Source organism: Leuconostoc pseudomesenteroides KCTC 3652 (assembly GCF_014634745.1).
Lineage (GTDB): Bacteria > Bacillota > Bacilli > Lactobacillales > Lactobacillaceae > Leuconostoc > Leuconostoc pseudomesenteroides.
The window spans coordinates 175,437-202,206 of sequence record NZ_BMBP01000003.1; the positions used below are offsets into that span (position 1 = coordinate 175,437).

27 protein-coding genes, 1 tRNA gene and 1 riboswitch are annotated in these 26,770 nt (G+C 38.4%); of the genes, 9 read left to right on the forward strand and 19 right to left on the reverse strand.

Annotation, left to right across the window (positions count from 1 at the left end; all coding sequences use genetic code 11):
* Positions 1-384 precede the first annotated feature (384 nt).
* The 4 genes from IEU65_RS05355 to IEU65_RS05370 all read right to left on the reverse strand — a co-directional run bounded on the left by IEU65_RS05355 (position 385) and on the right by IEU65_RS05370 (position 4,332).
* The gene (locus tag IEU65_RS05355) at positions 385-1,548 is read right to left on the reverse strand and encodes a DUF2075 domain-containing protein (protein WP_010278818.1); all 1,164 of its coding nucleotides are present in this window, start codon (positions 1,546-1,548) and stop codon (positions 385-387) included.
* A gap of 67 nt (positions 1,549-1,615) precedes the next feature.
* Positions 1,616-2,326 (reverse strand): bifunctional demethylmenaquinone methyltransferase/2-methoxy-6-polyprenyl-1,4-benzoquinol methylase UbiE, encoded by a 711-nt coding sequence (ubiE, locus tag IEU65_RS05360; RefSeq protein ID WP_010278821.1) that lies wholly within the window; start codon positions 2,324-2,326, stop codon positions 1,616-1,618.
* Entirely contained in the window at positions 2,323-3,768 is a 1,446-nt protein-coding gene (locus tag IEU65_RS05365) for an o-succinylbenzoate--CoA ligase (RefSeq protein ID WP_010278825.1), read from the reverse strand. The genes ubiE and IEU65_RS05365 overlap by 4 nt, the downstream gene beginning before the upstream one ends.
* A 48-nt stretch (positions 3,769-3,816) precedes the next feature.
* On the reverse strand, positions 3,817-4,332 hold the full coding sequence (locus tag IEU65_RS05370) for a GNAT family N-acetyltransferase (RefSeq protein ID WP_031941010.1): 516 nt from the start codon (positions 4,330-4,332) through the stop codon (positions 3,817-3,819).
* A gap of 158 nt (positions 4,333-4,490) precedes the next feature.
* Between IEU65_RS05370 and IEU65_RS05375 the strand changes: the two genes are divergently transcribed.
* Positions 4,491-5,354 carry an aldo/keto reductase gene (locus IEU65_RS05375; protein ID WP_010278832.1) on the forward strand — a complete coding sequence of 288 codons (864 nt, stop codon included), beginning with the start codon at positions 4,491-4,493 and terminating at the stop codon, positions 5,352-5,354.
* 121 nt (positions 5,355-5,475) lie between these two features.
* Here IEU65_RS05375 and IEU65_RS05380 read toward each other — a convergent pair whose 3' ends face one another.
* Together IEU65_RS05380 and IEU65_RS05385 are read right to left on the reverse strand one after the other, a co-directional pair.
* The gene (locus tag IEU65_RS05380) at positions 5,476-6,312 is read right to left on the reverse strand and encodes a DUF1129 domain-containing protein (protein WP_010278836.1); all 837 of its coding nucleotides are present in this window, start codon (positions 6,310-6,312) and stop codon (positions 5,476-5,478) included.
* Positions 6,305-6,640 (reverse strand): PadR family transcriptional regulator, encoded by a 336-nt coding sequence (locus IEU65_RS05385; protein WP_010278840.1) that lies wholly within the window; start codon positions 6,638-6,640, stop codon positions 6,305-6,307. The genes IEU65_RS05380 and IEU65_RS05385 overlap by 8 nt, the downstream gene beginning before the upstream one ends.
* A 326-nt stretch (positions 6,641-6,966) precedes the next feature.
* On the opposite strand from IEU65_RS05385, the gene abc-f reads away from it, so the two are divergent.
* A complete protein-coding gene (abc-f, locus tag IEU65_RS05390) occupies positions 6,967-8,454 on the forward strand; it encodes a ribosomal protection-like ABC-F family protein (RefSeq protein WP_031941011.1) in 1,488 nt (495 codons plus the stop codon).
* Between the two features lie 59 nt (positions 8,455-8,513).
* Here abc-f and IEU65_RS05395 read toward each other — a convergent pair whose 3' ends face one another.
* Genes IEU65_RS05395 through IEU65_RS05415 form a run of 5 tightly spaced genes read right to left on the reverse strand, consistent with a single transcriptional unit; the run spans position 8,514 to position 12,320 of the window.
* A complete protein-coding gene (locus tag IEU65_RS05395; protein WP_010278846.1) occupies positions 8,514-9,281 on the reverse strand; it encodes an ABC transporter permease in 768 nt (255 codons plus the stop codon).
* A 3-nt stretch (positions 9,282-9,284) separates the two neighbouring features.
* Positions 9,285-10,190, reverse strand: a complete 906-nt coding sequence (locus tag IEU65_RS05400) for an ABC transporter ATP-binding protein (RefSeq protein WP_010278849.1) — start codon at positions 10,188-10,190, stop codon at positions 9,285-9,287.
* Between the two features lie 38 nt (positions 10,191-10,228).
* Positions 10,229-11,056, reverse strand: coding sequence for a hypothetical protein (locus IEU65_RS05405; protein ID WP_010278853.1), 828 nt, complete (start codon positions 11,054-11,056; stop codon positions 10,229-10,231).
* Positions 11,056-11,958, reverse strand: a complete 903-nt coding sequence (locus IEU65_RS05410; RefSeq protein WP_010278856.1) for an ATP-binding cassette domain-containing protein — start codon at positions 11,956-11,958, stop codon at positions 11,056-11,058. Before IEU65_RS05410 ends, IEU65_RS05405 begins: the two co-directional genes overlap by 1 nt.
* A complete protein-coding gene (locus IEU65_RS05415; protein WP_010278859.1) occupies positions 11,955-12,320 on the reverse strand; it encodes a GntR family transcriptional regulator in 366 nt (121 codons plus the stop codon). Before IEU65_RS05415 ends, IEU65_RS05410 begins: the two co-directional genes overlap by 4 nt.
* 187 nt (positions 12,321-12,507) lie before the next feature.
* On the opposite strand from IEU65_RS05415, the gene IEU65_RS05420 reads away from it, so the two are divergent.
* From IEU65_RS05420 to IEU65_RS05435, 4 genes are all read left to right on the forward strand, one after another.
* Positions 12,508-12,951, forward strand: coding sequence for a CopY/TcrY family copper transport repressor (locus tag IEU65_RS05420; protein WP_010278861.1), 444 nt, complete (start codon positions 12,508-12,510; stop codon positions 12,949-12,951).
* Positions 12,932-15,001, forward strand: coding sequence for a copper-translocating P-type ATPase (locus IEU65_RS05425; protein WP_010278863.1), 2,070 nt, complete (start codon positions 12,932-12,934; stop codon positions 14,999-15,001). Before IEU65_RS05420 ends, IEU65_RS05425 begins: the two co-directional genes overlap by 20 nt.
* A 113-nt stretch (positions 15,002-15,114) precedes the next feature.
* On the forward strand, positions 15,115-15,843 hold the full coding sequence (locus tag IEU65_RS05430) for an MIP/aquaporin family protein (RefSeq protein ID WP_010278865.1): 729 nt from the start codon (positions 15,115-15,117) through the stop codon (positions 15,841-15,843).
* Between the two features lie 102 nt (positions 15,844-15,945).
* Positions 15,946-16,665 (forward strand): MIP/aquaporin family protein, encoded by a 720-nt coding sequence (locus tag IEU65_RS05435; RefSeq protein ID WP_010278869.1) that lies wholly within the window; start codon positions 15,946-15,948, stop codon positions 16,663-16,665.
* A 38-nt stretch (positions 16,666-16,703) separates the two neighbouring features.
* On the opposite strand, the gene IEU65_RS05440 is transcribed toward IEU65_RS05435, so the two are convergent.
* Positions 16,704-17,600 carry an RluA family pseudouridine synthase gene (locus IEU65_RS05440; protein WP_010278871.1) on the reverse strand — a complete coding sequence of 299 codons (897 nt, stop codon included), beginning with the start codon at positions 17,598-17,600 and terminating at the stop codon, positions 16,704-16,706.
* Positions 17,601-17,666: 66 nt separating this feature from the next.
* A riboswitch (TPP riboswitch) is annotated at positions 17,667-17,755 on the forward strand.
* Positions 17,756-17,814: 59 nt separating this feature from the next.
* Here IEU65_RS05440 and thiT point away from each other — a divergent pair.
* The gene (thiT, locus tag IEU65_RS05445) at positions 17,815-18,378 is read left to right on the forward strand and encodes an energy-coupled thiamine transporter ThiT (protein ID WP_242455651.1); all 564 of its coding nucleotides are present in this window, start codon (positions 17,815-17,817) and stop codon (positions 18,376-18,378) included.
* 36 nt (positions 18,379-18,414) lie between these two features.
* On the opposite strand, the gene IEU65_RS05450 is transcribed toward thiT, so the two are convergent.
* The 3 genes from IEU65_RS05450 to IEU65_RS05460 form a co-directional block, all read right to left on the reverse strand.
* Positions 18,415-18,885: a MerR family transcriptional regulator gene (locus IEU65_RS05450; RefSeq protein WP_010278877.1), complete on the reverse strand. Its 471-nt coding sequence runs from the start codon at positions 18,883-18,885 to the stop codon at positions 18,415-18,417.
* An 84-nt stretch (positions 18,886-18,969) separates the two neighbouring features.
* Positions 18,970-20,031: a glycosyltransferase gene (locus IEU65_RS05455; RefSeq protein WP_031941012.1), complete on the reverse strand. Its 1,062-nt coding sequence runs from the start codon at positions 20,029-20,031 to the stop codon at positions 18,970-18,972.
* Between the two features lie 19 nt (positions 20,032-20,050).
* On the reverse strand, positions 20,051-22,246 hold the full coding sequence (locus IEU65_RS05460) for an LTA synthase family protein (RefSeq protein WP_031941013.1): 2,196 nt from the start codon (positions 22,244-22,246) through the stop codon (positions 20,051-20,053).
* Between the two features lie 49 nt (positions 22,247-22,295).
* On the opposite strand from IEU65_RS05460, the gene IEU65_RS05465 reads away from it, so the two are divergent.
* Positions 22,296-22,739 carry a GNAT family N-acetyltransferase gene (locus tag IEU65_RS05465; RefSeq protein ID WP_010278888.1) on the forward strand — a complete coding sequence of 148 codons (444 nt, stop codon included), beginning with the start codon at positions 22,296-22,298 and terminating at the stop codon, positions 22,737-22,739.
* Between the two features lie 15 nt (positions 22,740-22,754).
* Here the strand turns inward: IEU65_RS05465 and IEU65_RS05470 are convergent, their stop codons facing one another.
* Complete coding sequence (locus IEU65_RS05470; RefSeq protein ID WP_139968053.1) at positions 22,755-23,546, reverse strand: DUF6681 family protein; 792 nt, start codon at positions 23,544-23,546, stop codon at positions 22,755-22,757.
* Positions 23,546-23,935, reverse strand: coding sequence for a hypothetical protein (locus IEU65_RS05475; protein ID WP_031941014.1), 390 nt, complete (start codon positions 23,933-23,935; stop codon positions 23,546-23,548). The genes IEU65_RS05470 and IEU65_RS05475 overlap by 1 nt, the downstream gene beginning before the upstream one ends.
* Before the next feature lie 270 nt (positions 23,936-24,205).
* On the opposite strand from IEU65_RS05475, the gene IEU65_RS05480 reads away from it, so the two are divergent.
* Complete coding sequence (locus IEU65_RS05480; RefSeq protein ID WP_139968051.1) at positions 24,206-24,982, forward strand: TIGR01457 family HAD-type hydrolase; 777 nt, start codon at positions 24,206-24,208, stop codon at positions 24,980-24,982.
* Positions 24,983-25,024: 42 nt separating this feature from the next.
* Here the strand turns inward: IEU65_RS05480 and IEU65_RS05485 are convergent, their stop codons facing one another.
* Both IEU65_RS05485 and IEU65_RS05490 read right to left on the reverse strand, forming a co-directional pair.
* A complete protein-coding gene (locus IEU65_RS05485; RefSeq protein ID WP_010275995.1) occupies positions 25,025-26,230 on the reverse strand; it encodes an MFS transporter in 1,206 nt (401 codons plus the stop codon).
* A 392-nt stretch (positions 26,231-26,622) separates the two neighbouring features.
* Positions 26,623-26,696, reverse strand: a tRNA-Ile gene (locus tag IEU65_RS05490).
* Positions 26,697-26,770: the final 74 nt, after the last annotated feature.

The following is a 26,770-nucleotide window of genomic DNA, read 5'->3' on the forward strand; positions in this document are numbered from 1 at the left end:
TTAACCACGTTTTCATTTAACGTTATTTGTAAATTGTATCACAATTTTTGGCAAACGTTTGTCAGAAAAATGTAAAAATTAATTTCTTTATGGCTTGATTACTTTAAAACAAGACATCCGCCAAACCCTTATTTAGCAGCATTTTAGATTTTATTTTGATAATGATGTCAGAAGCGGTCACAATATCATCGAAAAAAAATAACGATATAACTTGTTAATATCGTTGTTATATTCACAATATTTATTCAATTTTTAGAACTAACTTCAGGCTTTTTTTATGAGTCATTTTACACCAAAAATGAGTGATATTAAAAATCGCTGATGATATTAATTCATCAGCGATTTTTGTGTCGTTCTTAAAAATTTGTGTTACGTCAAATGTCATTAGTCACGATACAATTCTAACAGTCGTTGCCGTAGAGAATCATCATAAGCCGTTAGGTATAAACCATATTTACCACGTTTCATCAAAACATTTAAAACGTTGGCAATGAAAGCTTTAAATTCGGCTTTTGTAAACTGTTTATCCTGACGTTTCTTAAATATTTCCTTGTGTGAGTATTTCTCTGGCAAAATAGTCATGCTGTCTGTTTTTGCATCATAGCCAAACGATGGTCCAATAATCATCCCCACAAAATTCAAATCAAAACCCTGCAAGGTATATATTGTTCCAACTTGCTTAATAGAGTATTCACGTTTAGCCCAGTGTGTGCGTTGTGGATCCCATTCATCCCAAGGCAGTGAAAAGCTATCCATTTCAACGTTATGACGGCCATCAATCCTTGGAAATCCTGACGTTGCAACAACTCGGCTTAACCCGACTGACTTATTTTTTTGGACAATATTGTCGTAAAGTTCCCCAGCTTTATCAAAAACTTTGAACTCGAAGTCACTATCATTTGGGAACGGATATAATGGTTTTTCAGCCGTTAGATCGTCCATCCATTTTACTTGTGACTCACTGGCAATCATGCGGTACTGAAAATTCATATCAAACAACTTATGTGGCCGATTGCCGATTGTTTTGTATAAAAAGTCTTTTGACCAATACATTTTTGATTGAAAAACTTGTGCAAAATCATAAACAACTACCACAATTTTAGCTAAATCCATTAAATCAGTTAGTTGATTGTTGCCGTTATAATGCATATATGGTTCGGGCTTGGACAATAATAAATGCGCTTCATCCACAAAAATGACATCATATCGCCAATGGTTTTTTTGAGCATGGTTAATTAGTGGCGTCGGGCGCGTAATATCTCGCTCTCGCATACCCGGAATACTTTCCGCAATGTCTTTATAGGCTTTGAAGAGTTCAGGGTGATTAACCACCAAGGCTGTTTTATAACGTTTATCAGTCATGTATTTAGTGACAAGATCCATCAGTACAACAGACTTGCCCGTACCAGCTGCCCCCTGAATAATCGCAACAGCGTGGTTGTTATTTGCGACACTAGTGCCGATATAATCATTGATATCGCCAATGACACGTTCTTGATCTTGTGACAATTGATCAACAAAAAATTGTTTTTTGAGTTGTTCGTTCATTTCAGCCATGGTTTATTTCTCACTTTCAACACCATCGTTGTTAAATCATTATCCGGCACAAATGCAGTCATTTTGTAGCATAATGCACGGCCGCAGCACCCAAATTAAATCTAGAAATAACAACTTTTTGAAACTTTAATCGCAGCATTACTTGACCCAATGTCATATAATCCATAAAGTTTTCAGTCGTTTCATCTAAATATTTATAAGCCGAGTATTTACCATTTGCAAAATATTTCCCCAGCAATGGCATCACTTGTCCAAAATATAAGCGCCAAAAGGGCTTAACAATAGGATTATCTGGTTGAGATGTTTCAAGAACGACGAGTTGTCCACCCGGCTTAAGCACCCTATACATCTCGCGTAACCCTTGAATTGGATCAGGCAAGTTTCTAAGACCAAAGCCAATAGTCACAATATCAAAATGATTATCTTCAAATGGCAGTGACATAGCATCGCCTTGCACTAGTGTGATTTTATCTGCATAGTCACTCAAGTCGACTTTATGTTGCCCAACTGTGAGCATTTCCCGACTAAAATCCAACCCCGTTATTTTTGCTGTGGGGTCGCTTTTTTCTGCCAAGGCAATTGCCCAATCAGCCGTTCCAGTTGCTAAATCAATAATTTCAGCACCTTTTGGAAAAACCATTTTTTTCATAACTTTTTGTCGCCAATTTTTATGCGTTCCCAAACTAATAATATTGTTCATTTTGTCATATTCTGGCGCAATGGTATTAAACAGGGATTGTACATCAGTATTTTTAGGTGATAGGGTCATGTTAGCTCCTTCAATCGTGTGATTTCTGCTATGAATTTGATGCGCTGCGTCTTACCACTGGCAGTTCGATGCCAGTCGTTTGCAAAATAAAACCGTTTGGGTACTTTGTAATGTGCTAGTTTTTCGCGTCCGTAGGCTTTTAAGTTGGCTAAGGATAGTTCGCTACCCGCCACAATGGCCACTGGCACTCGCCCCCACTGTTCATCAGGAACACCAACCACCACAATGTTGTCAATCTCTGACAACTTTAAATAAACTGATTCTATTTCATCTGGAAAAATATTTTCGCCACCAGAACTGATCATATCACCTTCACGACCCTGCACAAACAAGAATCCATCATCATCTAGATAACCAAAATCTTCAGTGTTAAACCACCCGTCATGGCACTTTTCTGCTAATTTATTTGGCTGATTAAGGTAACCAGTTGTCAACGTTGGTGACTTAATCCAAATATTACCCATTCTAACTGGCACGCCAAGATGATCAGCAATTTTCAAGCTCACTGGAAATAATGGTTTACCGACCGATCCTAATTTTTCATCGGCGTATTCAGCGTCTAAAGCAATCACTTGCGAGGCAGTCTCAGTCATGCCATAAGACTGAATGATTGGAATATGATGGGCCTGTGCTCGCTTTAATGTTGCGCGATCCGTGGGACCGCCACCTAACAGCATCGTACGAAATCCACTATTATAAGACACATTTTCCGGCAAATCGTTTAGTAGTTGTTTAAGCATCACAGGCACTACCGACATAGTCGTAATATGACTATTAACGAGTAGCTCATTCGCTTGATGCGCATTAAATTTTGGTAACAGCACCACGCGCATGCCATAAATCAGACCCCGCATTAAAATTGAAAAACCACTAATATGAAAAATAGGCACCGCTGTTAACCAAGCGTCATCAGCAGTCAACCCCAAATTTAGAGCACTGCCCATAGCTGAAAAAAAGTGATTATTGAAGGTTTGCATCACACCTTTTGGTTTACCAGTAGTACCAGAAGTATACATAATACTGGTAACAGCATCATCAGGAAAATTTTCAACCAAATCTAGTCGTGATGATCTGCCAGTGGATAAGGCATTAAACGTTAATTGTTTATCCACATTTAGCTGATGCTGATAGTCTTCGTCTGTGATTAAAAGCGAAATATCAGCATCTGTCAATTGATAGTTAATTTCATCAACTGACAAACGGCGATTAATAAAAACAATCGTTTTGCCAAGTTGCTGTACTGCCATAATCGTCAAATAACTCGCAATTGTGTTCGTGACAATTAAGGCAATCCTTGGTTTTGTTCCCGCCACTACCGTCAATCGCTCAGCAATTTTTTTTGTTCGATCAGCAACTTCTTGAAAGGTCAGTTGCTGCCCTTTTTCCTGCACAGCAACGCGATTAGGCGTGAGTTGTGCACGTTTTATCAACCAGTTTTCCATTTTTCTATCATACCGCAGAATGCACTAAAAAAAAATAGACGTCATCGTCTATTGCATTGTAGTCGTTAGCCCTAAGATATCAATGGCTTTTAAATAATCTGCCACTGTAATTTGCTCACTGGTTCTTAGCAAATGAAAAGTCCCACCCATATTTTGAGCGACAAATCCTGAATCCAAGACACCATTTCTTTGATAAAAATGATAACGTTGCGACCGTTGTTGTTCATTGTCTGCATCAGTACCAATAATTTCAGATTCCAAAATAATGCCACCCGTATACTGTTGTTTCAAAAATGATAGCATTTGACTGCCAATTCCTTTACCGCGAATAGTTGCATCGACGGCGAAATATAGAATAAATGCCTTATCATCTGCCAATGTCACTAAAAATAAGATACCAGCAACACGATCATCACTTTTAAACGTTAACATTTTAATCTGGTTATTGTCATTCACCTTTTGCTTTAAGGATTTGAACGGCAAACGTTCATGGGCTGGAAAAGCGTTTAAATAAATGTTTTGCCAATTTGTTTCATCAGTGATATTGAAGTTTGTTAATGTCATATCGTTATCCTTTTGATAAAATTCATGCGTTATCTCTATTTTATCATAGTTATAATAACCAGTCGCTTGCGCGAACATTTGTTCCGTGTTCATGTTATAATGACTGTACCAGGCAAATGATTTTTTCATTCGCCAAATAAAAAAATAGAGGTACTCTTATGACTTCTCAAAATGATACATACACACTTGCAAATGGTACTAAAATTCCTGTTATTGGATTTGGTACGTGGCAAAGCGCTGACGGAGATGTTGCTTATCAAGCTGTTCGTTGGGCATTAGAAGCTGGCTATCGTCATATTGATACTGCAGCAGCTTATGGAAATGAAGAATCTGTTGGTCGCGCTATCAAAGATTCTGGCATTAACCGTGAAGACCTATTTGTCACAACTAAGCTTTGGAATGACGCACATTCATTTGAAGCAGCTCAAAAAGCTTTAGATATCTCCCTACAAAAGTTAGGGCTAGACTACGTCGATCTTTATCTGATTCACTGGCCAAATCCTGCAGCAATCAAAGCTCAGGGTCAAAACGCTTGGGAAAAGGCCAACACCGAGACGTGGCGCGCCTTTGAAGCCGCTTACGAAGCTGGAAAAGCCAAAGCAATCGGTGTTTCTAATTTTCAAATTCATCATCTCGAGAGTTTGGCAAAAACGCAAAAAATTGCACCAATGGTTAATCAAAACTTTTTGAACCCTTCTGACACACAGGACGAACTTGTCGCTTATGACAAAGCACATGACATTGTCAGTGAAGCCTATTCACCACTGGGCACTGGACGTTTAGTGGATTTGCCACAAGTTGCGACAATTGCGGAAAAATATCACAAATCCGTCCCACAAGTACTCATTCGATGGTCTCTGGAAAAGGGATTTTTGCCACTGCCAAAATCAACGCATGAAAACTACATTAAGGCTAATTTAGACGTTTTTGATTTTGCCTTAACCAATGATGAAGTGTCCGAACTTGATTCGCTTGCTGGCGTCGGTGGCACACATACCAATGCTGACACGGCTAATTTTTAGTCCTAAATGTCATCACTGACTGCTATCACCGTTTAATAGTCCGCTGAATATTCAGCGGATTTTTTTGTCATTAAATTTGAGATTTGAAATGCTTGACTACTTTAATTGTGTAAGATAATCATTAATCACTCTGTTTTTTATGCACGATGTGACTGACAACATAAAATGACACCAAAGCAACCATGATAATAATCGCGTAACTATTTTTACCAAACTGGCTCCTAAAAACTGTGTCTTGCACATTCGGTATTCTAATAATCAATGACAGTATGCCAAATACCAAGGCTGCAAACAGCATTGGAAAGTTAAATTTTCGATCATTTGAACGTAACCACCAAACGATGAAGCCCGCCATAATCAACACAGACACCATAACACCAGTAAGACCATTTAGTGAAAAGGTCAAGGGCGTTTTAACAAAGAAAAGAATCAAATACACAGGTGCCAGTATGGCGCTCGCTAAAACAAAATAAGTCACATATCTGACCACTTTGTTTGACATAAAACGGTTAATTACATAGATTGACCGCGCTACTTGCTTCAAAATTAACATGCTTGCTAGGCAAGTATAGATGCCTGCGAAAATCATATTCCCCAAATCAATCTTCGCATTAGGATTTGCCAGCACTGGCAATAAAGTCATAATTGCAAAACTAAACAGCCCCGTCATGGCTAGCTTAACTGTATCAGTAATACTATTAGGAATCGATTTTAAAATATCATCCGCTACCATTTTCGGCGACTTACCAAAATACTTGTTCGCATCAATGTTTTCTCGTTGTGCATCAAGAATATCTTCTAAAATTTCAAGTAATATATTTTCCACAACAGTTTCTTTTTTGGTAATACTGCCAAGTCTCATGTATATCAAAAAATCACTATAAAACACCTCATTTTTTAGATTGAGTTTTTTTCGCAAACTATTGTTCTTTTCAATCAATTTTTGACTACTATTCATTTTCTTCCCCCAAAATGCTATTCATACTGCGACTAATGCCCAGCCACTCACGGCTAAAAACTTGTTTTTCTGCTTTGCCGGCTTCGGTTATGTAATAATATTTTCTCGTTCTCAAACCATCAGAAGCTTGAATTTGGTATTTAATCAAGCCTTTTGTTGTCATATTGGTGAGCAACGGATAAATCGTGCCTTTAGGCACATCCCCTAGACCATATTCCGACATTTTTTTCATGATGCCATAACCATAATTTGGTTCTTTATCAAGTAGAATGAGCAAAAAGCCTTGTAAAATACCTTTTCTAAGTTGACTAGCTATATTTTCTGACAAGTCACTAATTCTCCATTCTACTTATGGTTTGTTAAGCATACCATATAACATTTGACAATTCAAACAACAAAATAATGACTCTGTCGGTTTTAGACTTGATATTATGAATATTCAATGATAAAATTAAAATAATTTATGAAAAGTTGAGGGACTTACTGTTGAACAAATAAGCTATTTAACGAAAATGACGGAAACACTTGTTAGCGGTGTAGACAAGTGTGCTGATTTTCGAGATTTGGTTTAATCGTTCATAGGGTGGGTCTTTTTAGTTGCCATCAAATTTACCATCTCGACAATCAATGAATAAATTTTTGATGAGGTGATTTATGATGGATATTGAGATAAAACATTTGTATTTTGGATTTGATCAACAGGGTACGCAACTTTTTTCAGATATCAATTTGAGGCTATCTACCCAATGGAAGTTGGGTTTGATTGGTCGTAATGGGCGTGGTAAAACAACGCTTTTACGACTACTGATGGGAGATTATCAATATGCTGGCGACATTAGTCAAAACAGCAAATTTACGTATTTTCCCCAGACAATTCAAGACTCACAGCAGATAACTTATAATATTTTGCAGGCACTATCAAACTTCGATTTTTGGAAAATATCACGTGAACTCACCTTGTTAGGATTAACAGATGATATTCTCTGGCGCAAATTTTCGAGCTTATCTGGTGGTGAACAAACCAAAGTTTTACTATCACTTTTATTTGTCGACGATACCAGTTTTCCATTAATTGACGAACCGACTAATCATTTAGACCAAGCATCACGACAACAAGTTGTTCACTACTTAAAGGAAAAGAAACAAGGTTTCATTGTAGTCAGCCATGACCGCAACTTCATTGACGAAATTGTTGACCATACCTTATCAATTGAAAAACACAAAGTTTTGTTGCAAAAGGGTAACTTTCAAGTATATGATGACCAAAAAAAGCAAACAGACGCCTATGAAAAAGAGCAAAATGATCAGTTAAAAAAAGAAATTAAACATATCAAACAGGTATCAAAAACTGTTGCCACATGGGCTCTCCAACGTGAAAATGAAACGAATGATTCTGCTTCACGCCGTCTCGCCAAGAAACAAGCAAAACGATCTAAAGCAATTGCTAAACGTTCTGAAAGCAAAGTCGAAGCAAAATCAGCGCTTTTAAAAAATATTGAATCAGTATCACCACTAACGTTAAATTTCACGCCAACAACTCACCAACAGTTACTCAAAGTAAAAAATCTACAATTAAACTATGACAAACCACTATTTGAACCAATTTCGTTTGAACTTAATCTCGGTGAAAGATTAGCTATTCAGGGTAACAATGGTGCCGGTAAATCATCTCTTGTACAATACTTACAAGATAATTTTGCTGGTACTGCAACTGGGAAAATGCAACACCCCCAAAGCCTAACCATCAGCTATCTCAGACAAAATTATGATGATAATCATGGCACACTAGCTGAGTTTGCCTTGGCAAATCATTTATCCTATGAAGATTTACTCAATAATCTTTTCAAACTTGGCCTTGAACGTCACGTTTTTCAAAATCGAATCGAACACATGAGTATGGGACAACAAAAGCGCATTGAATTAGCTAAGTCCCTTATGACGCCAGCCGAATTGTATATTTGGGATGAACCTTTAAATTATCTTGATGTTTTCAATCAAGAGCAAATTGCTAACATTATCAATCAAATACAACCAACGATGATAATTATCGAACATGATGCTAATTTTTTGGCAACAACGTCGACAAAAACCCTTCATTTACAAACGCCCGCATCAAAAAAGCCTAACATTTTAGACGACTAATATTGTCTAAAATGTTAGGCTTTTTAAAAAGTGAGAGCATGTTTGTTTCACGTGAAACATTACACACTACGCTTTTTGAAAATCAGATATGCAATACCATACATCAGTGCAATGTAGATTAAATAAGCTACAATTAACCCATTTTGTGATATGTGCATCGCTTGTTTCATTAGTTGAGGTGATAGTTGTCCGATATTAGACATACCTAAATAAATATTAAATGGATTCCATTTAAAAATGGCCGCTAGGTCAATCAACTTTACCGAAATAACACCGATTAGTGGTGTTGCCACAATCATCACAACACCTAATCCAATTGCTGCTCCAGAACTTTTAACTAAATTCGTAATCATCAACACTAACGCAGCCACAAATATCATTTGAATAGCTGTATCAAGCATGCCAATCCCCATAGTTTGCCAACTATTACCTGTATACCCAAGAGATTTACTGAAATCATACTTTGGTATAAACAAAGCAACCGCTAAGACAGTCCCAATAAATGCTGTGACAAACAAACCAATATAGACACTCAAGTTCAGCAACAGTTTACTTACAAAGACACTGCCGCGACTAAAGCGACGTGATAACAATGGTCGAATAGTGCCAAAACCAAATTCTTGGGATACTGATAAAGCAGTAATAATAATACCGGCCATTTGTACGTACAGTAGTGCTTGTCCCAAATTAATTACTGATGCTGGCGTTCTTTGTGATTTAAAAATACCAATAATAGCTATCGGAAAAATAAAACTCAAAATTAACCAAATATATAATTTATTTTGCTTAAAAGCTTTATAATACTCTTGTTTCATCAATGTTAACACGACTTATTCCCCCTTATCGTCTGCTGCCAGCATATCCAACAACGACTTTTCCAAATTCCCAGTGATGGTATTAAGTGTTAAAATTTTAAGATTAGCTTGATTAATCGCTGAAATAACTTCTTGCAAACTTTCCGCCCCAGTAATTTGCAGGTGCCCATCATCAATACTTGCCTGCCAATTATGCTCTTGAACAACTAGCAATGCTGCCTCATTGTCATTAGTATCAACTGTCCAGCGCACTTTATCGTGGCTAAAGAAATTAGACATCGTGTCTTTTTCGATAATTTTGCCATGATTAATAATCACAACATCATCAACCAATTTTTGTAATTCATCTAACAGATGACTTGATATCAAGAATGCTGTGCCCTCATCAGCCAAAGAGCGAATTAATTCACGCAAATCATGAACTGATTGTGGATCTAATCCGTTCATTGGTTCATCTAAAATGACCAGTTTTGGATTTCTAATCAGCGCAATTGCAATACCAAGACGTTGCTTCATCCCCAATGAAAAGTTTTTGGCCTTTCGTTTTCCAAAGTTATCGCCATCGATTTGTGTTTTATGCATGAGCATTTTAAAGTCTGCAGGCGATTTTGTATCCATTGCATACAACTTCAAATGTTCTAAGGCTGTCAAATTAGGATAAATTGATGGATACTCAATCAAATTACCAATTTTATCCAATGCTTGATGATTACTAAACGTCACAGGTTGTCCATCAAACGAAATTGTACCTGATGAATAACTCATCAATCCAGTAATCGCACGCATTGTCGTCGATTTTCCAGCACCGTTGGGCCCAATTAGTCCAACGATATGGCCAGCCTCAACCTCAAAACTAACTTGATCCATTGCGGCACGTGCCCCATATTTTTTGCTAACGTTTTTTACTTCTAATAATGCCATTATTTCCCCTCTATATTTATGCAACTAATTTGAATGTATTATCTTTCCCAAGATAACTTAGGTTTAAAAACAAAAATGAACGTGGTGATGCTTAAAATTGCTGGAAACAACAGTTTATCTAGCATACCACCACCGGCATTAAGCTGTAATACCAACATTGATAGAAAAACAAATATCACAACCGGCCATTTAAGATAGGTTAATCGTACCGGTTCATCTTCAGTATCAACACCAACATGCTCAACCAAGTAATAACTAATTGTCAATGCCACTAATGAAATACCGATAATAGCCAGTACCGATGTCATCAAATCGTTAATAAAATACTGTCTTGATAACATTTGATCCGCAGACGTGTGGGTGATAGCTTCAAACACGACGATAAGATAGATACTTCCTGCAACTTTTTGCCAGATAGGACCTATAACTAAGCTGACACCAAGAACTAGGCTAGCAAACAGTAAACTAAACGTACCATTGATAATATTACTTCTTAACGCATGCGTCCAATCGCTAGGTTGCATGGTAATCGTTAAAAGCAAATCAATCATAGCTGCAAATGCAATTGGTGCGATTATCAGCCAAAATATTTTACTCAACAATATTTGTCGACGTGACATATTTTGTGTGACTAACCAAGCATCAAGATGCCGTGTTTTATCATTATAAAAGGAAAGTAGTGCCGCAAATTGCAAAATAATCATTAATTGACTGCTAAGCTCACTTGCATTATCGCCACCAGAAGCTGTACCAGAATCAATAAAGTTTGTACCAATAATAATTGCCGACACTGCAATGCCCAAAAAAGCAATTAATATCAACTGAGGTGCTTTCATTTTGCCATAAATTTTTATCGCACGTAACATTACTCACCCTCCAATTCTTTTTGCCAAGCATGGGCTTCACTTGCAAAGCTAGCACGGAAAATGTCTTCACTACCAATAGGCAATTCTTCAATAAACTTAAAATCTGATCCGGCTAGTTTGATCCCAATGCTCTCATCGAAATCACTAAAGACAACCGTTACGATATGACCAACGTGAGCAATAATCGTGCCATTGTCACGCAAAAACGCCAACATTTCATCATTGTCATAGGCTACTTGATATTTTTTGATGTTGTTATTGTTTTCAATAGCAAACGTCATATTAATGCTACCGTCTTTCAATAATAAGATACGATCAACTAATGTATCAAGCTCTATTAAGTTATGCGAAGCAATCAAAACCGTCGTGTTATTTTTGTTCACACGATCGATAATCAATTGCTTAACTTGGTCTCTTATTAAAACATCTAACCCATCCAACGGCTCATCTAACAAAACATAGCGAGCGCGACTGGCAAAACCTACAATGATTGTAAATAGTGCACGCATGCCCTTAGAATAAGTTTGTACGCGTTTTTTACTATTCAGATTAAATTGCTTAATGCGCTCATCATACCAATCAGAATAAAAATCTTTGTAGGACAACGACAAAATTGATTTAATTTTGTTTGGTGTATAATGTGCCAACCAATTTTCTGGCATATCAACATAGAATAACTGATCATGCACGCTAATCGTCCGCACATAGTCTTGATCATCAAGCCCAATTCGTCCAAAATCAGCTTTCATTTCACCAACAATTGTTCGAAAAAGTGTTGTTTTTCCGGCACCATTACGACCAACAAGACCAACAATTTCACCTTCATTTAATTCAAAGCAAACATTTTTTAAGACTTGCTGATGCTGTATTTTTTTTGAAATATTTTCCAAAATCAATGTCATTGTTTCTCTCCGTACAATTCATCAATCCAGCTGTGAAGCTGATTCGGGCTAATTGAAACCCGTTTGGCTTCAATTGTTACTTCTGTTAGCTTGTTTTTGAGCTGTTCAACAAGTTCATTATCCGCATTTTCCCCATTTCTGCGAATAAAAGTCCCTTTTCCAGTTACAGTCTCGATTACGTTTTGCGCTTCAAGTGCTTTATATGCCTTGGCTACCGTGTTTGGATTTAATCCCTCAATTAATGCCATTTCACGGACCGATGGTAATTTTTCACCAATCACTAATACGCCGGCAGCAACTTGCGCTTTGATTCGCCACATTAACTGCTCGTATAGTGGTTGATTTCTTTGTATTTGCGCCATTTGTGAGCTCCCGATTAAGATTTGGTGCTTTAAGTAACCACACCACTGTCATGTTTGACTGAGTTTCATTCCCCATGTCCCCAAATGTACTACGTGTACTATGTTACACGGTACACTTAAATCTGTCAATTACTTTTTATCATCATACCGACTTGTTTTTTTAAGTTTACAGTTGTAAACTATAGATATGAACACAACAATATCAACAAGTGAATGGCAAATTATGCGTGTCATTTGGACGTTAGGAGAAGCAACTAGCAACCAAATTATCCGTATTTTGTGCGCGGAAACAGATTGGCAACCATCAACCGTTAAAACTTTGATTACACGTCTAATCAAAAAGGGCATTATTAGCCACAATGGCGCTGCCAGAGACCGTATATATACTGCAACCATTACGGAAAAAGTAGCAATGGTTGACACCTTATCTACAACATTGCACGAAATGTGTGCGATGTGCGTTGGTGATGCACTAGTCAATGCCTTAGCCGATACGCCATTATCTCAAACAGACATTAGCCACTTACAAGCTTTGCTGGCAAAAAAATCAAAAACTGCTCCGCCAACAATAGCTTGTAACTGCATACCAAAAGGTTGGGAGGCCTGCCACGATGACAGAGAAAAAAAATAATCACACAATGTCACAAATGACACATGAACACCACATGGATCATGACCACAATATGTCAATGATGGCCGATTCTGAGATAGATATGTCAGCCATGCCAATGCATCATCACGGTGCGGACATGGGTATGGCAGGCATGGACATGAATGATATGAAAAGACGTTTCTGGATATCATTAATTTTAATGATTCCGATTCTCTTTATCTCGCCATTTATGGGCGTCAATCTACCATTTACCGTTGTGTTCCCAGGCAATGCTTGGGTCTCTGCCTTATTGGCCGCCATGTTGTACGTTATTGGCTCACAACCATTCTGGGTAGGTGCGCGTCAAGAGTTACAAGCTAAAAAGCCAGCAATGATGAGTCTCATCACAATGGGCTTAAATGTCACATTTTGGTATTCTATTTATGCTTTGATTGCCACACAAGTCTTTCATCATCACGTAATGGATTTCTTTTGGGAATTTGCAACGCTTACCGTAATCATGCTACTGGGTCATCGGATTGAGATGTCAGCAACAATGAAAGCAGGTGATGCCACCGCTAAACTGCGAGAGCTTCTACCCCAGATTGCTCACGTTAAGCATGGCGATCATATAATGGATATGCCAATTACCACCCTTAAATCAAATATGGTGGTGCGCGTTTTGGCAGGAGAATCTTTTCCAGCTGATGGTATCGTAATAAATGGCAATAGTCAGGTCGATGAATCACTAATGACAGGTGAAAGCCAGCTCATTGATAAATCAACCGAGGCTACTGTATATGGCGGTACTATAAATGGTAATGGTACGCTAGAAGTTAAACTCACCACGGTAGGTGCACAATCATTTATTGGTCAATTACAACAGACTTTGCTCACATCACAAGATAAAAAATCACAAGTCGAAACACTCGCTGATCGTGTCGCATCGTGGTTGTTCTGGGTAGCGCTTGTTTTCGCACTTGGTGCCCTGATTATTTGGACGCCATTACGAGGATTTGGCTTTGCAACAAATATTGCTGTGACGGTCCTCGTGATTGCATGCCCACACGCACTTGGGCTGGCGGTTCCTTTAGTCATTAGCCGTACAAAAGCAATTGCTGCGGCGCAAGGCATCCTTATCAAAAATCGCAAAGCATTGTCGTCAGCTAATCAACTCCAATACGCGTTGATGGACAAAACCGGTACATTAACAACCGGACAATTCACTGTGCAACAACTTGTAGCCTATCAAGATGATCAATCTCATGTTTTGGCAATTATGAGTGCACTCGATCAACAATCAACACATCCGCTGGCGCAATCAATTATTAGCTATGCGCAATCTCAAGGCGCACCAACACTGTCAGCACAACACGTCGAAAACATAGCCGGATATGGCGTTTCCGGTATGATCGAGGACAATCACTACCTATTGGTGTCCGCACGATATTTAACTGAACATCATATTGACTTTGAACCACTAAACACAGACGGTTCTGTTTCATATTTGCTTAACCATGATAAGGTGATAGCTGCCATTGCACAAGGTGATAGTGTTAAAGAATCAGCACGCCAATTTATTGATGATTTACATGCGCAACATATTATTCCAGTTCTTGTCACAGGTGATAACGAAAAATCGGCAAAACGTGTTGCCCATGAATTAGGTATTGAAGCCATTCATGCTGGTGTGTCTCCTCAAGAAAAGATTGCCCTAGTTGCTGAATACCAAAAGCGTGGCGCTGTCATGATGATTGGAGATGGTATTAATGATGCACCAGCACTAGCGCACGCTGATTTAAGTGTCGCCATTGGCGCTGGTACCCAAGTTGCCCAAGCCTCCGCTGATACTGTTCTCATTACTAATCATCTGCCAAAAATCATCGAATTCATTCGTTTGGCAAAACATGGCAATACAAAGCAAGTCCAAAACTTGTGGTGGGGTGCAGGATACAATATTATTACCATTCCGTTAGCCGCCGGTGCTTTATCTTTCATTGGTCTCATGCTCAACCCCATGATTGGTGCTATTGTTATGTCTTTTTCAACCATTGTCGTTGCCTTAAATGCGCTGACACTTAAAGGGTAAAATATTAACTATTTAATCAAATATTAAAAATTACTATTTCTTTAATAACCACTTAATATAAACGTGTAGAATAGTAAGTGTTGATAATTTTATACCCATAAGGAGAATCTTACATGCGTAAGTATATCGCAGAATTTCTAGGCACATTCATGTTGGTTGGGATTGGAACAGGTAGTATCGTCTATTCTGCAGCTTCCACACAATCACCATTGACAGTTGCACTAGCTTTTGGCCTTGCTTTAGCAATTGCCATTTACACATTTGGTCCAATTTCTGGCGGCCACTTTAATCCAGCTGTTTCGTTGTCAATGGCTATCCAAAAAAGACTCTCATGGGTTGATTTTGGTGGTTACATCGTAGCTCAATTCCTCGGTGCCATTGTTGCTTCAGCAGCTGTTTATGGCGGTGTTGCCGCTTACTTGAAGTCTTCAACTGTTTCCACAGCATTATCTGGACAAACAATGACCGTCAGCCAATTCGTTTCTTATGTTGGTTTGGGTCAAGCAAACTATGCCACTGGTGAACGTCTTAACGCTTTTGCGTTTGAGTTCGTCTTGACATTCTTGTTCGTACTTGTAATCTCAATTGTTACAAAGTTGACTAATGTTCCAGCCCCATTGGTTATTGGTCTTTTCTTAGCCGTTTTGATTATTGTAGCCTTACCAATTACTGGCGGATCATTCAACCCGGCCCGTTCATTGTCACCAGCAATTTTTGTCGGTGGTAAAGCACTTAAACATCTGCTAGTCTATATTCCAGCACAGCTAATCGCTGGTGCTTTGGCAGCATTTGCCGCTAACTACTTCAACAAAACCAGTGATGAAAAAGCCGTAAAAGCCTAAATTTTATAAAGATTGACTAACATTGTCAATCTTTTTTTGTTTCTAGAAATAAACGTGTATAATGGAATTTATTGGTAATATTACACACAAGGAGAATTTTTCATGCGTAAGTATATCGCAGAATTTCTAGGAACATTTATGTTAGTGTTCTTTGGAACTGGTAGTGTTGTTTATTCAGCTATTACGACACAATCACCTATCACAATTGGTTTGTCATTTGGTTTGGCATTGGCCGTTGCCATTTATGCTTTTGGTCACATTTCTGGTGGGCACTTTAACCCAGCTGTATCACTGTCAATGGCGATTCAAAAGCGTTTATCATGGGTCGAATTTGTCGGCTATGTATTAGCACAACTGATTGGTGCTATTGTCGCTTCTGGTGCTGTCTATCTTGGCGTTACAGCTTATCTTAAGTCAACATCCGTTACAACTGCTTTATCAGGTCAATCAATGACAGTCAAACAATTCGTTACTTTGGCTGGTCTTGGTCAAACAAACTTTGCTGATGGACAAGGCTGGTACGCTTTCGCCTTTGAATTGATTTTGACTTTCTTGTTTGTTTTGGTCATTTCAATTGTCACTAAATTGGCTAATGTGCCTGCCCCATTGATTATCGGTTTGTGGTTAGCTGTTCTAATCATTGTCGCATTACCTATTACAGGTGGTGCTTTCAACCCTGCCCGCGCATTGGGTCCAGCAATCTTTGTTCAAGGTAAAGCACTTGGTCACGTTTGGGTTTACTTAGTGGCTGATCTACTCGGTGGTGCTTTGGCAGCATTTGCCGCTAACTTCTTCAATAAGGGTATTACAAAAGAAGCATAATGTTTTTACTAAAAAGAAGCTCATCACGAGCTTCTTTTTTATTGTCGCAATTGCCGTGGAAAGTCATGAGGCAATGGACCTGTAATCGTTTTAACGCCACCATCAAAGGGTAAAGGTAGTTCAATGGTAGCTGAATGCAGCATCAATCTTGTCATATGACGCCCACCATATAGGTCATCCCCAATTATTGGATGGCCTATACTAGCCAAATGAACTCTAATTTGGTGCATTCGGCCAGTATCCAAACGAATTCGTAATAGTGAGTTTTGATAAACTGTATGTACATTAGTCCAATGCGTTACAGCAAATTGTGCTTCGGCGCCATTGACAGCACGTTTCCTGTCGTCTTTTGCATCAATGCCAATTGGTGTTTTAATTATTCCCTGTTTTGTCGGCATCACACCACTCACCCATGCCAAATAAGTCCGCGTAATTACCTTAGCTGATAATAGCTGGTCAAGTATTGGCACTACTAAAGGCGTTTTTGCAATAATAACGGCGCCGGATGTAGCCCGATCAATTCGATGTACCATATAAGGCGACGCTTCTACATGACGCCTTTGAAAATCACCGGCAACGTAATTCAGCAAAGTATCATCTTCTGTGGGTGAATGCGGATGCATTTTCATCCCCGCTGGTTTATCAATCACCACAAGATAATCATTCTCAAATAAAGTTGTTACCTGCTGATTATACTTTGGTCGATAATTAGAACTACTCGTTCTAAAGTCGTCCTGATCAAACATCATTACTAAGACATCGTTAGTGGCCAAATAGTAACTAGTCGGGACCGTTCTGCCATTCACAGTGAAATGACGCTTAATTCTGAGAGCACCACGAATACGCTTTGGAATGAGCCATTTGGTCCATAAGGCTTTGACTGATTGCCCTGCGTTATGCGGTGATATAATAAATTGATATTGCCATGTTGTCATATGATAAGTGCCCACACCTTTAGTTGATTAGCCCCTAATTTGACTTTATTGTCATTTTAGTTATACTTAGATTATCTGGGGTGCCCTATGGCTGAGATATACCCACTGAACCTGCTCATGATAATGCATGCGAAGGGAGATATCACATTGTTTAGCTCATTAATGGCGCAACCTGTAAATTCTCTTGACGGTTGCGCTTTTATTTTTTGGAGATATGAAGTCTATGCAAAATTCTCGTTCCCGCGTCATCGCTGAAGTGGCTATATTTGCCGCCTTGGCTGTTGTTTTTGATTGTTTGACCCTATTTAAAATGCCACAAGGTGGCGCTGTAACCTTGTCACTGGTCCCAATATTATTTGTTGCGTACCGTCACGGTGTAAAAGCCGGTATGATTACTGGATTAATTGTTGGTATAGTGACTTTTATTTTAAATCCGTACTATTTAAATCCATTACAAGTATTTTTTGACTATTTCTTTGCCTATACGCTAGTTGGTCTCGGCGGATTGTTCGAAAACCAATTAAAATATGCACTCCGTCGAGATGCAACAAGGCAAGCAATGATACTCATATCAATTGGTGCCCTATTAGGTGGTATTGGTCGCTTTTTTGGTTCCTTTTTGGCTGGTGGTTTCTTTTACGGTGCCTTTGCCCCCAAAGGGCAAAATCCGTGGCTTTACTCACTAATATACAACGCAGCTTATGTTATCCCACAAATCCTGTTGACGATCGTTGTACTGATTATTTTGCTTCGCGTTCAACCAAAAATGTTCAAATAAAAAGCCAGCCATTATAACAATTCTGAAGGGAAGCTGTTATAATAACTGGCTTTTTCTCGTGATTGGAAACTCGCGTTTATCAACAACCCGATACTTTACTTTGCCAGATTCCAGATAGACGTACAACAATTGTGTCTCAGCGTCATCAAAATAACCCAAATTCACAACAACACGACCCTCATATTCTTCAATGCCTTGAAAGGCTTTTTTCATAATATGATGAATAATCATGGCACTTTCAAGTTGTTCATTAGCCTTATCAACAGCGTCATGAAGACTGTCACCATCATCTAAGTTTTGTTTGATTATTGCAACCTTAATAAACGCTCGAAAGCCATATAACCGAGATTCTTGTTCATCTTCTCGATCGATCGCTTGAACATATCCTTGCTTTTCCCAATAACGAAGTTGCCGTGTCGAAATATTTGTCATACGTGCTAACTCGCCAATACGGAATTGTAAATGATCAAGAGACGGCTTTTTAAAATTTTCTTTGTCAAAATTCATGTCTGTGCCTCTAGAAATAGTGTTTTTTGTCAACTAAGTTGCTAAACACCCCTAATATCTATTTAAATATAGCACATTCCTTTGTTAAAACAAAGCCTGCCACTGTTCTAAAATTGGGCCCATTTCAAAATCTTCTACTCGTTGTAATGAAATATCAGCGTAGTATCGTCGCTCTTTTTGAGTACTTAATAGTGGTTGAATAGCTGCTAACAAACCATCAACATCGCCATTCTCGACTAAAATACCGTATTTACCGCCGTCTAGTACCTCCGCAGAACCGGTATTTTTCATTGCGACAATTGGTAACCCAAAGCTCATCGCTTCAGCCAAAACCAATGGCAATCCTTCCCAACGAGACGTCTGTATGAAAATACTAGCATCACGGTAATGTTGTCGTAATGCCTCATCTTTTAGCCCACCACGATAAATAATTTTATCGTGCGCCGCATATTTTTCAATCAAGGTTTGAAAAGTTGCCATGTCTTCTGGTAGCCCATTACCTGCAATTGCCAGGCGCCAATCGTTTGGTAATTTTGAAGCCAATTTCACAGCAAAATCGATGCCTTTATGCTGAATCGCAATTCGAGCTGTAAAGGCAATGATATGCTGCGACAAATCAGCACGACCATTTGGTGTGATAGTCAACGGATTCCATATTTTGACGGCGTGCTTATTGTAGGATTTAAAGCCGGCCAAATCGTAGTCTGTTAACACAACAACAGTATCAAGTGCCCGCAAACCTGCTTCAAATTCAGTCTGCATATCAGCATAGTACTGGCTTTTGTAGGTCGTCACATTATTATGCATCCAACCAATTAACTGTGTATCAGGTAATTGTGGTTTCATAACGGCAGCAAAACTAGACAACAACCCACCTGCTAAAATAACTACATCGAATTCCCGTGCAAGATTAATAAAATCTTGAATTTGTTCAGCATATTTAATATAAGGCTCTGCATCGTTGGCTAAAGTTAACGGCCTCTTTGCTATGCGTAGCTCCGCTGATAGGGCATAAAAGGGTGGTAAATCAGAAAAGCTGTAATACACAACGTTGTGTTGTTGTGCTAAGGCGTTACCCACGACGGTTGTGGCACGCTTCATGCCCCCAAGACCAATGTTTTCAAGGGCAATGAGAATTTTGGTCATATTTTTACTCCAAACATCATTAATTTCCACTCCAATCATCTGCGTTTCGTGGTAACAATCTCGTGGTATCTGTCGCTTTATCGCGCGACTCTGGTGCGTCAGTAATGTAATCACTTAACGTTGATTGATTGCCATTTTTAGACAGTAAGCTTGTAGATTTTGTCCCTAATTCTTGGTTAATTTTTTTCAATCGTTTGACCGTACTATCTTTACTATAATCATATTTAGACGGATCAACTGCCTTAAAATCTTTTGGCGTATAAAAACGTAGTAAATTCTTTTGATTCAAATTATCTGACATATTCAATTTTTTATTCACATAACTTTGAATCTTGTTGACTTTAGCCTGCAACTTTTTATCAGGATATTCAATCAATTGATTCGTTTTCGTATTCCAAATGCGTCCTGACAAACTGGCATATTCAGGTGTTATCCAGTCTTTATTGCGGAAAGCAACAATTTGAACGTGTTGCTTGCTTAATAAGTCTTGTCCAAATTGAATATAACGCTTAGTACTAATACCAAGTAAATGCTCCAAGGTAGGTGCGACATCAATTTCACCACCATAAGTATGATCAATATAACCATTTGTCATGCCAGGTATATGAACAATCAATGGCACCCGTTGCAAATTAGCATTGTCTAAATCATTCCAATTACTCTCATTTTTGCCAAGCACCGACGCCAAATAAGGCGCGTCAGTATTAGAAATACCATAATGATCACCATACAAGACAACAGCGGTATTGTCATATAATCCTGATTTTTTGAGATAATTAAAGAATTCCTTCACAGATTGATCAAGGTAATGGTTCGTGATGAAATAATTATCTACTAGTGTTGAGCCTGTATTTGAAGTCTGGAAATTAGGATCTTGATCCTGTGCATCTAGTGTGTAGGGGGTGTGGTTCGTCACTGTCAAATATTTAGCATAAAACGGCTGTTGCAAACGTTCTAGATAAGGAATAGAGTTTTGAAATAATAATTTATCTTTCAGGCCCCACGATGTCGCTTTTTTACCAGTAACATCAAAATAATCACCGGAAATCCAATTTTGGTAACCCATATGTTTATAAACGGTGCTGCGATTCCAGAAAGTCCCTAAATTGCCATGAAATACTGCGCTTGAATAACCAGCACGTTGATTCAAAATAGCAGGCATTGCTTGAAAAGTCTGATCATCTCCTAATTTAGAAAACAGTGAGCCTTGTGATAATCCAAAAGTAGAAGTCTCTAGCATATTTTCTGCGTCAGATGTCTTACCTTGTCCAACTTCATTAAAGAAATTATCAAATGAAACACTCGACTTACTATGATATAAGCTGTTCAAAAAAGGTGTTACTTCTTGACCATTAATTTTCAAATCAAGTGACATTTGTTGGAAACTTTCCAAATGAATCACAATGACATTCTTGCCTTTAGCTTTGCCATAAAATTCTGGATTAATCGCCGCGTAATTCTTCTTAATATATTTTTGAACAGCTGTCAATTCAGATGGCGTTGCACTTTTACGAACCTGACTAGTCTGGTATGTGTTAATCGCATCATAAATCGTGAATGGCCCAATACCCAAATATTTCACCATATATTCACGATCAAACTGACGTGTTAATAACTGTGGTCGATCAACATCTGCAAAAAACATATTTGCCACCAATACAAAAACACCAATGGTAAAAAGTTTAAATGGTTGCCAACGTTTTAATGGTCGCTGATCGAATTTAATTTTTCGAATAATCATCAAGCCAATTAAAATGACTAAATCAATCCAAAATAAAAAATCATGTATACCAAAAGAAATGGCGCCTGCTGCTTTACCACCTTGGTTAACCGTATTGTACCCCAACATGGTATTAATGGACATGAAATCTGAAAATTCTCGAAAATAGATAACATTCAAATACAACAATGTTGTCATCGCTGTATCAATGAGTAATAGCGCTCCATAATAAATTTGTTTGGGCTTGATGAATAAGGCCAAACTAAACAAAATCATGGTAAACCCAATTGGATTCAATAGCATGAGAATTACTTGTAATGGATCAGAAACGTGTAGCCAATCAAAATCAGCACCGTACGCCAAAATAGCTTTCAACGTAAATAAGACAACCAACCATGTAAAAAAACCAAGTCGTGTATTCAGTTGTGCTAGCCAATTTTTTGGCGCCAGCGTCTGGTGCCAAAATTTTTTTAAAAAATTTTTCATAAGTTTCATTATACCAATTTATATGGTCACTCGCTCTAAATATTGCTATACTTGTATCATGACAATAGAAATAAAACATCAAAAAGGGATTGGTCCAATACAAGCTGACGCCCTCATAATTAGAAAAACCGTTTTTGTCATCGAACAAGGCGTTGCTATTGCTGACGAGATGGATGATCCGTCGGCTGAAGAAGAAGCGATTCATATCGTAGCATATGTTGATGGTAAACTCGCAGCAACTGCTCGTGTTTTACCAGAGTCAGCAACGACTTGGCATGTTCAACGTGTAGCCACGCTTTATCCTGCGCGTGGCAAAGGTCTTGGTAGCAAATTGTTTGCCTATATTGAACAACTGGCCCCTGAATACGGTATCAAAACATTAGTATTAGGCGCACAAGTTCAAGCACGCGGTTTCTACGATCATCTAGGATTTTCAGCTTTTGGCGAAGCGTTTATCGACGCTGGTATTCAACATATTCACATGAAAAAAGCGCTGTCATAGGCGCTTTTTTTTGTGTTAAGAACGCCTCATATAAGCAATTTCAACTTTAATTTGATAAGGCTGCTGATCGTCAATGAGTTCACTTCTCGTAGCAACATGACTTAATCCGCCAGTCAGAACTACCGAAGCAACAGCCAAACGATAATGTGACAATGCTTGATCCGTTGGTGTCAGACCCACGCGAGATACAATCCCAAGTTCACGAGCCTGCAACTGATTGATGCCACCAAATATTGTCAACGTGCCACCAGTTTCTTGCATATCAAAATAAGGCAATATTGTCCCTGGATGATTGGCGTTAATCACTCCTTTTTGCGCAATAATTTGTCGCTGCGCCTGTTCACCCAAGTGACCATAGTCTTGTGCGATTAAATTTAAATCATTCATTTCATGAGCAACGATGTCAATGTTGGTTCTTTGCTGTAAATTACTGTCAATAACACCGTTCATAACGTCTTGACGTTCATATAGCCCGTTTGCTGGAATAATCACATTCGCTACGGATTGTGTCGTTTCTTCATGGGGTTGTCCGACAATTTGTTCTATTTTAGGCGAAATATCCCATTTCGTTGTTTTTTTTGTAAAAAAATACAACACATTTAAAATAACAAAATACAGTAAAACTAAAAATATTGCTACTAGTAAACTACCCCTTAGAACACGACCGTTTTCAAAAAAACGATATGCCAGATATAGTAGGTACCATACGCCAATGGCGCCTACTGCTGTGTAAATACGGCCTTTTACTTTAGAATTGGTAGTAAAATAACCAAGATAATGATTGACTAAGTCAAGCAATGTAAACATTATTGGCTGTCCTCCGAACTACTGGTAGACGTCGCATTAGAACTCGAACTTTGGCTCGATGATGAACTTGGAGCCGATGAAGATGTTGTTGTTGTACTAGATGATGGTGATGAAGTTGAAGACGAAGAAGGTGTAACGGATGATGACGTGTCACTACTCTCAGATGATGAGGTATCACTAGATGATTTATCGCGACTGGTCGTCGTTGTAGTTTTGCTTGTATCCATTGATGACGAAGACGTTGTACTAACCGCCCGTGATGATGCTCGCCCACCTTCTGTTGTACCTGTTGCAACGTTAACAGCCAAATTGGCCGCACTAATAGCAACAATCAGCGACACAATTGCTGATGGTGTCAAAAAAGGTGGTGTTCTATATTTTTTTGCCATAAGCTCCCCTCTATGCTGACGTGATTAACACCTAATAATAGGTCATATATCATTAACAGTATAATTACATTTTACCCGCTTTCCATCAAATAAACATAAAATAAATCCATAATTAAAACGAAAACCCGCAATCTCTTGCGGGCGGACGATATTTAGGAGATTTTATTTTAGGGAGATTGAGATTGGAGAGAAGTCCGTTGATTCGTTGTTTGATATCAACAACTGTTGATGTGTATAATATAGTCATTCAATGTTAAATGGAGATTAAACATGTCAAAATACAAAGCGTATTTTATTGATCTTGACGGTACAATATATCAAGGATCTAAAAAATTTGCATCGGGCAAACGATTTATTGATCGCTTAAAAGCCGCCAATATTCCTTACTTATTTGTCACAAATAATTCAACCAAAAGTCCGGCTGATGTTGCTGCCAACTTAACGATCAATCATCAGATTGACACAACTACTGACCAAATTTATACTAGTGCCATGGCCACTGCCGATTATTTGAAAGCGTTAGCAACCCCACAACAAACACGCGTTTTGGTAGTTGGCGAGATCGGCCTTGAAGAAGCACTTTTAGACGCCGGATTTAGTTTGGTGCAAGACGACAATGCGGACTTTGTGGTGGCAGCATTAGATCGAACATTTACATACGATAAGTTGATGTATGCAACTTTAGCTATCCAACATGGCGCTAAATTTATTGCTACCAATCGTGATACTAATTTACCAAATGAGCGCGGTATGCTTCCTGGAGCTGGCGCGATCGTAGCAGCCATTGAAACTGCTACTCAGGTAATGCCAACTGTCATCGCAAAACCTGAAACACCAATTATGACAGGTGCGTTGCAGAAACTACGAGTTGCCAAAGAAGATGTTGTTATGGTTGGTGATAACTATAATACAGATATTCTCGCGGGTATCAATACTGGTATCGACACGCTCTTAGTTTATTCAGGCTTATCAACGCACGAACAAATTAACCAAGTTGCAATCAAACCAACCCATGAAATCGAAAATCTAGACGATTGGCTTGTTTAATTGAAAATAAAAAATCACATCAAGATTATGATGTGATTTTTTTTAAGCTAATTCGCGTTTAGTAACTTTCTGGGCCACTTTTTTTGTTTTATTTGGGTGATAGAATAATAAGTAAAGAATTGCCGAGACAATCGGAATAACCGCTGATACCAAGTACAACTCACGGAATGAAAGTGCATTATGCAGAGCACCTAATACGTATGGACCAACACCCAGTCCCAAATCCAAACCAATAAAGTAAGTGGAAAGAGCTATACCAATTCGATGGCTAGTGACAAGTTTAAGTGTGACCGCCTGTCCATTTGACATAAATGTACCATAGCCTAACCCGATAAATGCACCAGACAGTAATAATACAAAGCCATTGTTCGCAAACGCTAAGATTACTAATCCAACCGCCAAAAACAAATAACTAGGGTACATGACGTAGTTTTCACCAAAACGGTCAAAAATTCTACCAGACATAGGACGCGTCAAGGTGACGATACCAGCATATACTACGAAGAAAAACGAGCTGATAGCCACTAAATGTAATGTCTCTGCATAAGAAGCTAAGAATGACAAAACTGATGAATAAGACAATCCCATTAAAAAGCCAATGGCAGCAATTAACAAAACTTTAAATTCAATAAAACTAGAAATTTTCCAAGATTTTAATTCAGCCAGATGTGCAGCGGACAAAGTAACATTATTAATCTTAACTGCAAACAACGCAACCATTGATACGCCAATTAATACTGTTGACAGAATGACGATAAATTGAAAACTTGTTGCGTTCAGTAGCAACAACCCGATGAAAGGTCCAATAGCCGCTGCCAGACTTGTACTCAAACCATAATAGTTTATCCCTTCGCCTTTGCGTTTTTCTGGGATAAACTCTGTAACAATCGCATTCAGTGCCGTTGAAGTCATACCGTAAGCAAAACCATTAAGCAATCGAACACCATCTAGAACACCTATCGTAGGAACAGCCAAATAAGCAACTGTTGTGATTAAATAGAGAATAGCGCCCCATCTGGCCACCCGCTTGCGTCCAATTAATTCGAGCTCTTTACCCATAATTAAACGCGCAATCAGTGTACCAATAATATATATTCCTGATGCAAGACCAGCTTGCCCAAAGGACGCATGCAATTGATCATGTGCTACCACAGCAATGATGACCATCATGAGATAATACACCAAATAGACAATAAAGTTGATGATCGTAATCGTTAAAAAGCCTTTGTTAAATAATTTTTCTTCCATTTTTCCAATCTCATTATACCTCAACACCTAACGACAAAAAAATGTCACTAAGTGGGCACAAAAATCGGACCGGATATTATATCATTCATGTCGCGCGAAACCTCGTTATTTTAACACCGCGCGCGTTTGCATGAAAATAATGTAAGCGTTAAGCCGTTGATTTAAGATTACCACGATTTCACAAAGTATGCAAAGTTTTTTTTATTTTCTTATTATATTGTCAAATAAGTTGACAATACAGTCTTTGATAATAAGGAAAAATAAAGATAGTTTGTGAAATTAATATTTTAAGTCACGATTTCTGAAAATAAATGAAAAAATTACATTGTGAATCATCAACAAAAAAAGTAGTGAATGTTATGCTCACATAACATTCACTACCCTCTCATTAGTGGGCCATCCAGGACTCGAACCTGGGACCTCTGCGTTATCAACACAGCGCTCTAACCAACTGAGCTAATGGCCCATATTTTGATGCTCTAACATCAAGCGAATGACGGGAATCGAACCCGCATAGCCAGCTTGGAAGGCTGGAATTCT

Bases quoted from the DNA above. Each gene is read 5' to 3' on its own strand.
- IEU65_RS05485 (WP_010275995.1), bottom strand. From the start codon at position 26,230: ATGGAAGAAAAATTATTTAACAAAGGCTTTTTAACGATTACGATCATC.
- IEU65_RS05435 (WP_010278869.1), top strand. From the start codon at position 15,946: ATGCGTAAGTATATCGCAGAATTTCTAGGAACATTTATGTTAGTGTTC.
- thiT (WP_242455651.1), top strand. From the start codon at position 17,815: ATGAAGTCTATGCAAAATTCTCGTTCCCGCGTCATCGCTGAAGTGGCT.
- IEU65_RS05480 (WP_139968051.1), top strand. From the start codon at position 24,206: ATGTCAAAATACAAAGCGTATTTTATTGATCTTGACGGTACAATATAT.
- IEU65_RS05425 (WP_010278863.1), top strand. From the start codon at position 12,932: ATGACAGAGAAAAAAAATAATCACACAATGTCACAAATGACACATGAA.
- IEU65_RS05355 (WP_010278818.1), bottom strand. From the start codon at position 1,548: ATGAACGAACAACTCAAAAAACAATTTTTTGTTGATCAATTGTCACAA.
- IEU65_RS05470 (WP_139968053.1), bottom strand. From the start codon at position 23,546: ATGTTTACATTGCTTGACTTAGTCAATCATTATCTTGGTTATTTTACT.
- IEU65_RS05455 (WP_031941012.1), bottom strand. From the start codon at position 20,031: ATGACCAAAATTCTCATTGCCCTTGAAAACATTGGTCTTGGGGGCATG.
- IEU65_RS05460 (WP_031941013.1), bottom strand. From the start codon at position 22,246: ATGAAACTTATGAAAAATTTTTTAAAAAAATTTTGGCACCAGACGCTG.
- IEU65_RS05440 (WP_010278871.1), bottom strand. From the start codon at position 17,600: ATGACAACATGGCAATATCAATTTATTATATCACCGCATAACGCAGGG.
- abc-f (WP_031941011.1), top strand. From the start codon at position 6,967: ATGATGGATATTGAGATAAAACATTTGTATTTTGGATTTGATCAACAG.
- IEU65_RS05380 (WP_010278836.1), bottom strand. From the start codon at position 6,312: ATGAATAGTAGTCAAAAATTGATTGAAAAGAACAATAGTTTGCGAAAA.
- IEU65_RS05375 (WP_010278832.1), top strand. From the start codon at position 4,491: ATGACTTCTCAAAATGATACATACACACTTGCAAATGGTACTAAAATT.
- IEU65_RS05475 (WP_031941014.1), bottom strand. From the start codon at position 23,935: ATGGCAAAAAAATATAGAACACCACCTTTTTTGACACCATCAGCAATT.
- IEU65_RS05465 (WP_010278888.1), top strand. From the start codon at position 22,296: ATGACAATAGAAATAAAACATCAAAAAGGGATTGGTCCAATACAAGCT.
- IEU65_RS05405 (WP_010278853.1), bottom strand. From the start codon at position 11,056: ATGTTACGTGCGATAAAAATTTATGGCAAAATGAAAGCACCTCAGTTG.
- IEU65_RS05410 (WP_010278856.1), bottom strand. From the start codon at position 11,958: ATGACATTGATTTTGGAAAATATTTCAAAAAAAATACAGCATCAGCAA.
- IEU65_RS05370 (WP_031941010.1), bottom strand. From the start codon at position 4,332: ATGACATTAACAAACTTCAATATCACTGATGAAACAAATTGGCAAAAC.
- IEU65_RS05420 (WP_010278861.1), top strand. From the start codon at position 12,508: ATGAACACAACAATATCAACAAGTGAATGGCAAATTATGCGTGTCATT.
- IEU65_RS05415 (WP_010278859.1), bottom strand. From the start codon at position 12,320: ATGGCGCAAATACAAAGAAATCAACCACTATACGAGCAGTTAATGTGG.
- IEU65_RS05365 (WP_010278825.1), bottom strand. From the start codon at position 3,768: ATGGAAAACTGGTTGATAAAACGTGCACAACTCACGCCTAATCGCGTT.
- IEU65_RS05400 (WP_010278849.1), bottom strand. From the start codon at position 10,190: ATGGCATTATTAGAAGTAAAAAACGTTAGCAAAAAATATGGGGCACGT.
- IEU65_RS05450 (WP_010278877.1), bottom strand. From the start codon at position 18,885: ATGAATTTTGACAAAGAAAATTTTAAAAAGCCGTCTCTTGATCATTTA.
- IEU65_RS05430 (WP_010278865.1), top strand. From the start codon at position 15,115: ATGCGTAAGTATATCGCAGAATTTCTAGGCACATTCATGTTGGTTGGG.
- ubiE (WP_010278821.1), bottom strand. From the start codon at position 2,326: ATGACCCTATCACCTAAAAATACTGATGTACAATCCCTGTTTAATACC.